The sequence below is a fragment of the Flavobacterium sp. UBA4854 genome (genome assembly GCF_002399805.1).
Lineage (GTDB): Bacteria > Bacteroidota > Bacteroidia > Flavobacteriales > Flavobacteriaceae > Flavobacterium > Flavobacterium ginsengisoli.
Window position 1 is genome coordinate 50,518 of record NZ_DHEI01000017.1, and the last position, 11,399, is coordinate 61,916.

General features: G+C 32.5%; 11 protein-coding genes and 1 tRNA gene. 5 read left to right on the forward strand and 7 right to left on the reverse strand.

Annotated elements, in window-relative coordinates:
* Window positions 1–20: 20 nt before the first annotated feature.
* On the reverse strand, window positions 21–2,459 hold the full coding sequence (locus tag B3J44_RS01835; protein ID WP_286965274.1) for an ATP-binding protein: 2,439 nt from the start codon (window positions 2,457–2,459) through the stop codon (window positions 21–23).
* A 175-nt stretch (window positions 2,460–2,634) separates the two neighbouring features.
* A complete protein-coding gene (locus B3J44_RS01840; protein WP_286965276.1) occupies window positions 2,635–4,536 on the reverse strand; it encodes a S9 family peptidase in 1,902 nt (633 codons plus the stop codon).
* Between the two features lie 227 nt (window positions 4,537–4,763).
* Here B3J44_RS01840 and B3J44_RS01845 point away from each other — a divergent pair, with 227 nt between their 5' ends.
* From B3J44_RS01845 to B3J44_RS01855, 3 genes are read left to right on the forward strand one after another with little or no spacing between them, the layout of a single operon-like run.
* A complete protein-coding gene (locus tag B3J44_RS01845; protein ID WP_286965277.1) occupies window positions 4,764–5,879 on the forward strand; it encodes an NAD(P)/FAD-dependent oxidoreductase in 1,116 nt (371 codons plus the stop codon).
* Window positions 5,876–6,664, forward strand: coding sequence for a monofunctional biosynthetic peptidoglycan transglycosylase (mtgA, locus tag B3J44_RS01850; protein ID WP_286965279.1), 789 nt, complete (start codon window positions 5,876–5,878; stop codon window positions 6,662–6,664). The genes B3J44_RS01845 and mtgA overlap by 4 nt, the downstream gene beginning before the upstream one ends.
* Window positions 6,642–7,607 carry a lipid A deacylase LpxR family protein gene (locus B3J44_RS01855; protein WP_286965281.1) on the forward strand — a complete coding sequence of 322 codons (966 nt, stop codon included), beginning with the start codon at window positions 6,642–6,644 and terminating at the stop codon, window positions 7,605–7,607. The genes mtgA and B3J44_RS01855 overlap by 23 nt, the downstream gene beginning before the upstream one ends.
* Window positions 7,608–7,635: 28 nt before the next feature.
* Here B3J44_RS01855 and B3J44_RS01860 read toward each other — a convergent pair whose 3' ends face one another.
* The 3 genes from B3J44_RS01860 to B3J44_RS01870 are packed head-to-tail and all read right to left on the reverse strand — an operon-like array spanning window position 7,636 to window position 9,442.
* Entirely contained in the window at window positions 7,636–8,391 is a 756-nt protein-coding gene (locus B3J44_RS01860) for a hypothetical protein (protein WP_286965283.1), read from the reverse strand.
* Window positions 8,392–8,420: 29 nt separating this feature from the next.
* The gene (locus B3J44_RS01865; protein ID WP_286965286.1) at window positions 8,421–9,002 is read right to left on the reverse strand and encodes a hypothetical protein; all 582 of its coding nucleotides are present in this window, start codon (window positions 9,000–9,002) and stop codon (window positions 8,421–8,423) included.
* The gene (locus B3J44_RS01870; protein ID WP_286965288.1) at window positions 8,999–9,442 is read right to left on the reverse strand and encodes a hypothetical protein; all 444 of its coding nucleotides are present in this window, start codon (window positions 9,440–9,442) and stop codon (window positions 8,999–9,001) included. The genes B3J44_RS01865 and B3J44_RS01870 overlap by 4 nt, the downstream gene beginning before the upstream one ends.
* Window positions 9,443–9,640: 198 nt before the next feature.
* Between B3J44_RS01870 and B3J44_RS01875 the strand changes: the two genes are divergently transcribed.
* On the forward strand, window positions 9,641–9,817 hold the full coding sequence (locus B3J44_RS01875; protein ID WP_286965291.1) for a hypothetical protein: 177 nt from the start codon (window positions 9,641–9,643) through the stop codon (window positions 9,815–9,817).
* Window positions 9,818–9,916: 99 nt separating this feature from the next.
* Window positions 9,917–10,858, forward strand: coding sequence for a hypothetical protein (locus B3J44_RS01880; protein ID WP_286965294.1), 942 nt, complete (start codon window positions 9,917–9,919; stop codon window positions 10,856–10,858).
* Between the two features lie 117 nt (window positions 10,859–10,975).
* Here B3J44_RS01880 and B3J44_RS01885 read toward each other — a convergent pair whose 3' ends face one another.
* Together B3J44_RS01885 and B3J44_RS01890 are read right to left on the reverse strand one after the other, a co-directional pair.
* On the reverse strand, window positions 10,976–11,224 hold the full coding sequence (locus B3J44_RS01885; protein WP_286965297.1) for a GIY-YIG nuclease family protein: 249 nt from the start codon (window positions 11,222–11,224) through the stop codon (window positions 10,976–10,978).
* A 65-nt stretch (window positions 11,225–11,289) separates the two neighbouring features.
* Window positions 11,290–11,363: transfer RNA gene (locus B3J44_RS01890), tRNA-Ala, on the reverse strand.
* Between the last annotated feature and the right edge of the window lie 36 nt (window positions 11,364–11,399).

An 11,399-nucleotide genomic window follows, 5' to 3' on the forward strand; every position in this document is an offset into this window, starting at 1 on the left:
ACTGCTTTTTTTATTCGATATTAAATCTCTTGCTTCAATTCCGTAAAAAGAACTTTAATTCTTTCGTTTAAATCTGCATATGTCGCTTGTATATCAATTGTGTTTAAATCTTCTTTCTCTAAATTTTTTAAAAGTTCGCCAATTTTATTAGCTTGAATTTGTTTAAACATTGGAGCAATACGATGTGCAATAGACTTTATTTCGTCATGATTTTTCTCTTGAACAGCAATTTTCAAATAGCCTAAATTTTCGATTGTTGTTTCTATAAAAGATTTTAGAACTTCTTTTAAAGCCGATTCGTCTTGACCTAGAAAATCTTTCAAAGTTTCTAGAGAATATATTTGAGAAGCATTTTTATTATCATTGTCTGTAGATTCGATTTCAGGAATTTCTTCATGATCCAAAATATGCTGAATCGTTTCGAGCAAAATTTTTGGAGAATAAGGCTTTTTTATAACCGTAGTAAAACCAGCATTTTTATAAACTGAAAGATCCAAATCGGTACGTCCTGTAAGCGCAATGACAGGCTGATTTTTGAAAACCGTATCAGGAAGTTCTCTAAGTTTTTCTAAAAACATAAAACCATCTATTTCCGGCATTTGAATATCGGTTATAACAAAATCAAAAGGCGTACTCTTAATTATTTCTAAAGCTTTGGCGGGATTAGTAAACGAAAAAACATGATGCTGTTCTTGTCTTAAAACACCGCTTGTTAGATTTAAAAGATTAATATCATCATCAACGACAATAAAAGTCTGTTTTTTGGTGTTTCTTGGCATCTTAGGTTTAAGTTCGACAGTAGGATTATTTTGACTATTATCAAATAATAAAGGCAACTGAATAATGAATGTGCTTCCTTTTCCAAAAATGCTGTCTAAACTTAAATTACCGCCTAAAATAGAAATAATCTTCTGGCAAATTGATAGGCCTAAACCAGTTCCGCCGTATTTCTTTTCAATGCCTTCATTTGCCTGTGCAAATTCTTCGAAAACCAATTTCTGATTGGCTTTTTCAATTCCGATTCCAGTATCTTGAATCGAAATCGTGAAAAACTGGTCGTCATTCGCGTAAGTGGCAATTCTAATATGACCTTCTTCGGTAAATTTATATGCGTTTCCGATAATGTTGGTCAAGATTTGTTTTAAACGAAATGGATCGCCAACAATACGTTTCTGAAATTGCTCGTCTATATTGATGATAAGATCAATATCTTTTTGCTTGTAAACAGTTTGAATGTTTCTCGCAACATCTTCAATAATTTCGGGTAACGAAAACGGAACTTTTTCTATCGAAATTTTTCCTGCTTCGATTTGCGAAAAATCCAATAAATCTTGAACGAGCTGTGTAATATATTCAGACGAATTTTTAATGTTTTTAATGAAATACGATTGTTTGGTATTGACATCTGAATTGCCTAATAGTTCAGAATAACCGACAATTGTACTCAAAGGCGTTTTCAAATCGTGACTCACGGTCGAAATTAATTGTTCGCGACTCTTTAACAGATTCTTGGTTTTGAAGTTCGCAATTTCGAGTTGTTTTTTATATACTTGAGATTTCGAATAATCGCTGACAATTAGAATAGAGAAAAAGACGGTCAGCAATAAACCAATAACTGCAGAAGCCGTTACAATCTCGTTGACTCTTTTTAATGATTTTTCTTTTAATGAATTGTTTTTGATCGAATTGATAATGATTTCTCGTTCGATAATTCGAAGTATTTTTCTAAGCTGATCCGAAATGGCAATTTCGTTCTGAAGCAGTTTATTTTCTTCAAAATTCAATGATTCTTTCTTCTTTTCGGCTTTCAGTTTTACCGAACTCAAAAGCTTTTTAGAATTTGCTAAAATAGAATCAGAAGCTTTTTTGCTTAAAGTATTGGTGCTGTCATCAGGAATATTCGAATTTAAATAATCAACATATTGCTGTAAAACGCTTCGCTGATAACTTCCTAGCTGATTTGGGTTTTTGGTAAAATCCTGAAGTTCGAGTTTTCTTAAGTTAAACTCCATTTTAGTGATTTCATCAATAGCGCTATTTACAGAAGTTTCATCATCTGCTTTATTCTTGATTTCTCTTAACTGTTTGATGTTCTCTGTCTTTTCTGCCAAAAAATAAGTCACACTGTCTAGAAGTGTTTTTTGGTATTCTGTAGTAACAATTTGTTTTAATGTATCAATACGTTTGCGAAGCGAGTCGGTTTCAATCAGATAATTTTTAAAATCTTTTTCAGAGTTATTTTGAATTGTTTGTCTGGCTAAACTTTCTGTTTTGTAAACATTAGAATAAAGTCTGCTGACTCTAAGAATTTTGGTTTTTTCTAAAGCAATCTTATCTTCGAGTTTGTTGTAAACGACATTTTCAGAATAAAGAAACCATCCAACTGTAACAACCAAAGCCAATAATGCAACATAGCTAAATAATACTTTGATTGCGGTGTAACTTTTTTTGGTCTCCATATTTTGCTGAAAGATTTGAGGGAATTCGGGATTATTAAAACATTGCAATTTATCTAAAAAAATCTGTTTTACGAAGAGTAAATCTAACCAATATGTTACATAATTGTAAGGTGAGTAAATAAAAACAGCCACAGATTATGTAAATCTGTGGCTGTTAAAAATGTTGTTTTATGAATTACAAAGTTTCATCTAACCATTTGAAGAATTCACCTTGCCAAACCTGAGCATTTTGTGGTTTTAAAACCCAGTGGTTTTCGTCTGGGAAATACACAAATCTACTTTTAATTCCTCTTAACTGAGCCGCTTGAAAAGCTTCTTGTCCTTGTCCGATTGGCACACGGTAATCTTTTCCTCCTTGGAAAATCAAAATTGGCTTATTCCAATTCTGAACCAAAGTTGCAGGATTAAAAGTTGTATAAGCTTTTTGCGCTACAGCATTATCTTTTTCCCAATATGGTCCGCCAAAATCCCAGTTGTTAAAGAAAACTTCTTCAGTAGTTCCTAGCATAGAAACGGTATTGAAAACTCCATCATGAGCGATAAAAGTTTTGAAACGGTTTTTGTGAATTCCAGCTAAGTAAAATACAGAATATCCACCGTAACTAGCACCAACGCAACCTAAACGGCTTTTGTCAACATAACTTTCTTTTGCCACATCATCAATTGCAGAAAGGTAATCGTCCATAACTTGTCCGCCCCAATCTTTACTGATTTGTTCATTCCATTCAACTCCATGTCCTGGCATACCGCGACGGTTTGGAGCTACAACTACATAACCTTTTGCAGCCATTAAAGAGAAATTCCAACGGAAAGAATACGATTGTGTCAATGCACTTTGAGGTCCGCCTTGGCAGAATAACAAAGTCGGGTATTTTTTAGAAGCATCAAAATTTGGAGGAAGAATTACCCAAACCAGCATTTTTTTACCGTCGGTTGTAGTAACGTAACGTTTTTCTGTTTTGCTTAATGCTAAAGTTTTATACGTGTCAGTATTTACGTTTGTGATTTGTTTCCAGCTGTTTTTCTTTAAATTAAAAGAATAAATTTCTGGAGCGTGATTCATGTCGTTTCTAGTTACGATAATATCATCGCCAGCAAAACCTACTAAATCATTTACATCAAAATCTCCGTTTGTCAATTGACGAACGTTGATTGCGATTTTAGTTAAACCAGGAAAATTAACCGAAAAAATTTGTTTTGTCCCATCAACTGGTGCAACAAAAAATACTGTTCTGCCATCTTTGCTCCAGATAAAATTATCTACAGTTCCGTCCCAATTTGCTGTCAAATTAGTTTTGATTCCTTTAAACTCAACAATAAGGTCATTTTTATCAGCTTCATAACCGTCACGTTTCATTTGTAACCAAGTTAAATTTCCTGTTGGAGAAAATTGCGGTGCTGTGTCGTAACCTAAATTACCTTCAGTTCTATTAGTTGTTTTTTGAGTTTCTAAATTATACTCATAAATATCTGTATTGGTAGAAATAGCATAAGCAGTTCCTGCTTTTTTCTTGCAAACGTAAAGAATGCTTTTGCTGTCTGGCGACCAGATATAATCTTCGTCACCACCAAAAGGTTTTTGCGGAGAATCGAAAGTTTCTCCTTTCATGATATCGATTCCTTTTGCAGCGTCTTTATTTTCTTTATAAAAAACGTGGTTAAATTTTCCTTCATTCCAAGTATCCCAATGACGATAATCTAGACCATCATAGATTTGAGCATCAGATTTGCCAAGACTTGGGTAGAAATCTTTACCTAAAACTTTTTCTAATTTTACTTCATCATTATAAACCACAAATTTTCCATCAGGCGAAACGTTTTTATCAGCCAGAATGTCTTTCGTGTCTTTAATTTCAACGGCAGTTCCACCATTTACAGGAATCGTGTAAATTTTAGAACTTGATTTGTTTTCTTCAACTGAAGGAGTAGAAACCTTAAAAACTATATTTTTTGCATCTTTAGAAATTCCAAGTGGAGTCACTCGACCTAATTTCCATAACAATTCTGGAGACATAACGTTCTGTCCGATAGCGTTTAAACTCATCATTATTAAGGTTGTTAATAATACTTTTTTCATAATCTATTTATTCTATTTTTTTGTGCGCTAAAAATACAACTTTTAAATCCCAAATTGTTAAATTCCAAATCCCAAATTTTGTTAAAGTTTATTACTGTCACCCTAAGCGAAGTCGAAGGGCACATAGTTGAGAGGCTTTGACTTCGCTGAACCTCACAAAGATTTTAAATGAACTTTAATTACTTATATGGTTCAAAAAAATTATTATTTTTATAAAAACTCTGAAAATGGAACTAAGCTATTGGGAATTAAAAAACTGGTTCGCGAATATTGATTATACTATTGTTGGAAGCGGAATCGTGGGTTTGCATACAGCATTACGCTTACGCGAAAGATTTCCTGCTGCTAAAATTTTGGTTCTCGAACGTGGAATGCTACCGCAAGGAGCAAGTACCAAAAATGCAGGTTTTGCTTGTTTTGGAAGTTTGTCTGAAATTATGGATGACTTAAAAACGCATTCAGAAGATGATGTTGTGGCACTTATCGAAAAACGCTGGAAAGGTCTTCAGTTGCTTCGTAAAAGATTAGGCGATCAGGCAATTGATTTTAAACCTCATGGCGGATATGAATTATTTCTAAAAGAAGACGAATTCGGATTTAACGAATGCATTTCTAAAATTCCGTTTATAAATGAAATCTTAAAGCCACTTTTCAAAGCAGATGTTTTTTCGAAAGAAGTAGACCGATTTGGATTTGAAAATATTCACGAGTATTTAATTTTTAATCCGTTTGAAGGACAAATCGATACTGGAAATATGATGCAGGAATTGTTGAAACAAGCAATTTCGGCAGATATTTTAATCTTAAATCAGCAAACCGTAAAATCGTATGCCGATGCAGGAAATCATGTTGAAGTTGCGGTAAACGATTTCAGCTTTAAAACCAAAAAACTGCTTTTTGCAACAAACGGTTTTGCGAGTGAATTGACCAATGGCGCTGTAAAACCAGCAAGAGCGCAAGTGCTTATTACCGAACCGATTCACAATTTAGACATCAAAGGAACGTTTCATTTAGATCGCGGTTATTATTATTTCAGAAATATCAATGATCGAATTTTGTTAGGCGGAGGAAGAAATCTTGATTTTGAAGGAGAAACAACAACTGAATTTGGACAGACGAAAATTATTCAAAATAGATTGGAAGATTTACTGAAAAATGTAATTTTACCAAATCAGGATTTTCAGATTGCGCACCGATGGAGCGGTATCATGGGAATAGGAAATAGTAAGAATCCTGTCGTAACCCAACTTTCTGAAAATGTGTTCTGTGGAGTGCGTTTGGGCGGAATGGGAGTGGCGATAGGCAGTTTAATAGGAACAGAATTAGCAGATTTAATAGAATGAAAGTAACCAAAAAAACAGCACCAAAAACTACTGCAAACAAACCAAAACCAAAGACAGCTTCTTCAAAAAAATCGAATCGTTCTTTTGGAGAAAAAGTAAAATGGTTTTTTATTAAAGCCGCTTTGTGGTTTTTCGGAATTTCTATCGGGTCGGTTATCTTTTTTAAATATGTTCCAGTGCCATTTACACCTTTAATGCTTATTCGTGCCATCGAAAATAAAATGGCTGGTAAAGAAGTTTATTTTGATCATGATTGGGAACCGATTGAAAAAATTTCAATGAATTTACAAAAAGCGGTTATTGCTAGCGAAGACGGAACTTTTTTAACTCACAATGGTTTCGATTTTAAAGCACTTCAAAAAGCATATAAAAGTAACGAACGCGGACGCCGAATTCGAGGCGGAAGTACCATCTCGCAACAAACAGCCAAAAACGTTTTTTTATGGCAGGGAAAAAGTTATTTCCGTAAAGGCCTTGAAGCTTATTTTACCGTTTTAATAGAAATAATTTGGGGTAAAGAGCGTATTATGGAAGTTTACTTAAATAGTATCGAAATGGGTGATGGAGTTTACGGTGCCTATGCAGCAACAGAACATTGGTACAGACGCGATGCTTCGAGTTTAACACCAATGCAAGCGGCAGGAATTGCGGCAATATTACCAAACCCAAGAAAATTTAAAGCTACGGGCTCATCAAGTTATATTAACAGAAGAAAAGAACGAATTGTTCGTGAAATGCGTTATGTTGGAAAAATCAATTACAATGGTAAAGAGGAAAAGAAGTAAAAAAGCACTTTTTGCTTTTCTGATTTTGACAACGTTAACTTTTGGACAAGGAAGAACTAAAGAAATAGGTTTTATATCTGATAATGATTTGTACACATCGTCTAAATACGATATGTATTATACCAATGGTTTAGAATTTTTTTTTCGATTCTTATCTAAAAACGATAATCCTAAAATCAACAAAGAGATTACCGAATTTAGAATCGGTCAATATCTCTATAATCCGAGGTTTTTAAACAAAGAAGCCATTACAATAAACGACCGCCCTTTTGCAGGTTATCTTTTTGCCGAAGCAGGAAAAAGTTTCTTCTATCAAAGCGAGTCGGTTTTAAAGACAGATTTTAGAGTTGGTTATCTCGGACCAAATGCGTTTGGTGAAGAATTGCAAAAAGGTTTTCATAACATGATTGGCTACAAAAAAGTGTACGGTTGGGAAAACCAAATTCATAATGCTTTGGCGTTACAAGCACATGCTATTTATTCTAAAAAACTGTTTCCTTCTAAACATAATGATTTTGTAGATTTTCATTGGCAATCAGAAGGAAATTTGGGAACAATTTTCTCTGGAGTTTCAACAGGATTTATGGCGAGATTTGGTTTTAAGAAACTAATTCCGCTTTACGATTCTAATATGCATAATGCTTCGGTAAGTGCAAATGAACAGCCAAATATTAAAGAGTTTTATTTCTACGCTGCGCCAAGTGTCAATTATCAGTTTTATGATGCCACTATTGAAGGAAGCATGTTTAATAATACAAGTCCGATTACTTTCGATTTAGAACCACTTCGATTTAATGCAGAAGCTGGTTTGAAATACCGACACAATAACTTCAATATGTCGTATTCTTTCCTTTATCGAGGAAGAGAATTGAAAGATCCAGGAATTGATACTAATTCTGGATATTTTTATGGGTCTATAAGGATGGGGTTTTTGCTTAGATAAGATTTTTTGCCACAAAGGCGCAAAGGCATTAAGTTTTTTCTCCAATAAAAGCATCCATATCTTTCCAAAAACTTTCTAATATGTTTTTTTCTTTTACAGTGTCAATATCTCCCCAAGATTTCCAGTCTCGATCATAACGGTATTTTCTATCCCAAGTCGTAAATTCATTTTCTATTTCTAGACTTTCACAAATAATACTTTTAGTAAAAGATTTTACCTTTTGTTCAAAAGGTGTTAAATCGATTTGATAATCTTTCTTGCAAAGAAAATAACCATCTAAAAAAGCACGGAGAGATGCCAAACTATAGCTGCCAAAATACATTGGAAGGCGTTTTTTCATATGTGGAAACAATTCAGACAAAGATAATATTGGTTTTGGGCGAGAATCTTCAAGATAACTTGATGTTTTCGTATGATCAAACTCTCCTTTTTGACGTGCAACATAACATATACTTTCTTCTATCGGATATTTAGCTTCATATGCTTTTAAAAGGGATAAATAATTGTTATAAAAATCCAATTCATTCTCACTAATAAATGAAATAATGCTTGTGATATTGCGTGCGCCTATATTGTGTGCCTTAAATTTTTTAATTCCATAATCTCCGAGAGAAGGCATTTTGATATATTTTTCTTCTAATTCTTTTTTATCTTTCAGCTCTAATAAAATGTCTTCATAACCAAATAAAAATGCACCCAGTAATTCTACATTGCGTTCTATAATATATTCTTTTGGTGATTCTTCAATTCGATTTAATATTTCCCAGTTAAAAAAAGTACGCATAACATATTTAGTATAAGAGTTTTGTTTTTTTATGGTTTTGTAATTTTTCCAGTCTTTTTATCGAAAGTAATGGTTTTGTTTGGTCCGCCATAAAAGAGAGTCAAAGTCAGCGTGCTATCGGTTTCATTTTTAAAAAGAATATCTTTTGCGGTTCTGATTTTGATATCCAAATTATCATTCATGATCTCAGAATCGTTGCATTTGATGATTCTTTTTTCAAACAAACCATTCTTTTCAATTACTTCCAACCACGGTTGAACCATTACGCCGTAGCCCACAATTTGCGCTCTGTAATTTTCGTTGAGATCTTTATTTTGATATAAACCTAAAGATGTGCTTGAAAGTAATAAAGTATAAAAAGGAAGCATCATGGCTATAATGCTCAGTGCGAATGTTACCAGTATTGCTGCCAAGAAAAGTTTTGCCAAGAGTTTTTTCCAAAAAACAATTATAATTACAAAACTGCTTAGAAGCCATAGCCATGATAAAAATACATCGCTATAATAACCGCGAAGACTAATTTCTTTAAAGTAATACAAAAGACAATCGAGCACAAAAATGGCGCAGATAATAAAGTAGATTCGTAAAAATGTTTTTTTGCCTGAACTCATATTTTTTTAAAGATATAGTTTAAAGTAAATACTGTAACAACAGATAAGATTAAAATAGGGAAGAAAGAAAATGTAATAGTATACATTATTTCTTCTTTAAAAAGATATGTACTCCAAGCAGATTCTCGATCTACAAAAAGAATATAATTCCAGAAAAACCATACTAAAATTACGATCAGTACTTGAAGCAAAAATTTTAGATTGTTATTTTTAATAAAAGAAAGAGCCAGAAAAATTATTGATAAGAAAACAGTAGAAAACAAAGTCATTAAATAAACATCGTCAAAGAAAGAACAATCTAAACAGGCACTCGATGGTTTGTCAGAAAAACTGCCCATTGACCAATAGATTTCTACGAAAGTAAAAACAAAGAGTAAAACTGCAATTATAAGAGGTTTCTTTATGTATGCGAATATTTTGTGTTTTAAGGTTTGGTTCATTTTGAAGGACTTACGATTGTTGTCAATATTCTCTTTTGAATAATTGGAGACACACAAAAATAAGAAACAATTTTAAAGAAATATCTTTCAAAAGATTTAGTTGTGACAGAATAAGTTTTATTAAAAAATAAAACGCTTAACTGTTTGATAACATGAAAGATATTTTTAATTATTTACTTTTAATTAAAAATTTGAATTATGGATATCAATTGGAACATAATAGCGATTGTAGCAATATTGGTAATTATTCTTGTTGTGCTAACAATCAGAAAAAATCAGAAAGAGAAAAAGAAACTCGAAAAATTGCTAAACAACGATTTTAAAAAAGCAGAAAAAGATAGAGTAGATGCAGATGATTCTGCAAATGAGAAATGATTAATTTATTGTTTTTATTTTATGTCATGGCTTACGGAAAGACGTAATCGCAATATTGTTTTTAATTATATATTTACCAGGTAATTAAAAAAAAATATCATGAAAAAAACAATTTTAGGGTTAGTCCTATTTTTAAGTCTTATAGGTTGCACAAGTGACGATTCAGATCCAGTTGGAACTGGAGAATCTAAAGAAGGAAGTATGAAAATTGGCTTTGTAAATTCTAATTTAAAATTATCTGGAAAAGATGTTTTGAGAAATACATTGCCTGTTGAAATCAAAAGTGTTGTAGTTACTTCTGTCAATGCAGGTGTTTCTTATGATAATGTATTTAATTTGGTTGAAAATGGTACAGTAGGAGCTGAGAGCGATTTTATTCTAAGAAATTTGAAAACTGGGACTTCAGAGTTTTCGGTATTAACTACAACAAATGTAGCCTCAGAAGCTTGGTATCAGACGGTACCAGTTATTGAAAGTGAAAATGAATCTTTAAATACGATATCTCAAAGACTTTTAAATAAAATACCTTCAGTTGTTTATAAATCTAAGGCAACAATTAGTAGAAATGTTGTTGCTGGAGAAAATGATGCTATTCAATTTGAATTAGAACCTTTAAATGGAAGATTGATTTCATTATTTAGCTTTGCAGAGGATTTAAAAAATCAGGGATATACGGCTAAATTGTTTTGTGGTCAAATTTCATATACAATGGGAGATTATGAATGGAACAAAACTCCAAACCCAATTGTTTTTACAAGTGAACAGATTGTAAGTGATTATTTGTGTTCAGGCGAGAAAGTTAACGATGCTTATTTTTGGACAACAAATGCAGGAAATGGAAGAACTTATAAAATAGAGGTGTATGATGCTAACGGTGATTTGGTAAAAATTACTGAATTTCAAGTGCCATATGAAAATGGTGTTTCGCTAAATAACCTTTATACTATAACTTCTGACGGTATGTTAGACAAATCAAGTACGCAATCTACTTTTGTTATCAAAGAGTTGACTAACCTTCCATTTGTTCCTGTTACCAAATAATGTAAAAATTTTTTAATTCAAAGTCATAAAAAAAACCGTATTACAATTGAGTAATACGGTTTTTTTGTGGAGAATACCGGATTCGAACCGGTCACCTTCACAATGCATCCGAATACCCTAGCCTTTTGTTTCTATTAGGTTTTCAATATATTTTCTACTTTTCATTTTTTTTATTTGCAATTCTCTTTTATATGCTTCGCTTCTTGTAAAGAATGTCTCAGAATATTTTAATTCCCAATCTTTCGCAACTTTTGTGAATTTACTTCTGCTATTTAAATGATCTTGTAAACGCTGTTCAATATTTTGGCAGGAACCAACATAGTATTTGTCTAAGGTTTTCGAATATATAATGTAGATGTAAAACATAAATGTGTATTAAAAAAAATACCCAAGCAGATACTGATTCTGCTTGGGTATTTTTAAATTATTAGTGGAGAATATCGGATTCGAACCGATCACCTCTACGCTGCCAGCGTAGCGCTCTAGCCAAATGAGCTAATCCCCCGTTTGTTGAGAAATAGAATTCGAACCATCACCTTCC

Bases quoted from the DNA above. Each gene is read 5' to 3' on its own strand.
- B3J44_RS01835 (WP_286965274.1), bottom strand. From the start codon at position 2,459: ATGGAGACCAAAAAAAGTTACACCGCAATCAAAGTATTATTTAGCTAT.
- B3J44_RS01840 (WP_286965276.1), bottom strand. From the start codon at position 4,536: ATGAAAAAAGTATTATTAACAACCTTAATAATGATGAGTTTAAACGCT.
- B3J44_RS01845 (WP_286965277.1), top strand. From the start codon at position 4,764: ATGGAACTAAGCTATTGGGAATTAAAAAACTGGTTCGCGAATATTGAT.
- mtgA (WP_286965279.1), top strand. From the start codon at position 5,876: ATGAAAGTAACCAAAAAAACAGCACCAAAAACTACTGCAAACAAACCA.
- B3J44_RS01855 (WP_286965281.1), top strand. From the start codon at position 6,642: ATGGTAAAGAGGAAAAGAAGTAAAAAAGCACTTTTTGCTTTTCTGATT.
- B3J44_RS01860 (WP_286965283.1), bottom strand. From the start codon at position 8,391: ATGCGTACTTTTTTTAACTGGGAAATATTAAATCGAATTGAAGAATCA.
- B3J44_RS01865 (WP_286965286.1), bottom strand. From the start codon at position 9,002: ATGAGTTCAGGCAAAAAAACATTTTTACGAATCTACTTTATTATCTGC.
- B3J44_RS01870 (WP_286965288.1), bottom strand. From the start codon at position 9,442: ATGAACCAAACCTTAAAACACAAAATATTCGCATACATAAAGAAACCT.
- B3J44_RS01875 (WP_286965291.1), top strand. From the start codon at position 9,641: ATGGATATCAATTGGAACATAATAGCGATTGTAGCAATATTGGTAATT.
- B3J44_RS01880 (WP_286965294.1), top strand. From the start codon at position 9,917: ATGAAAAAAACAATTTTAGGGTTAGTCCTATTTTTAAGTCTTATAGGT.
- B3J44_RS01885 (WP_286965297.1), bottom strand. From the start codon at position 11,224: ATGTTTTACATCTACATTATATATTCGAAAACCTTAGACAAATACTAT.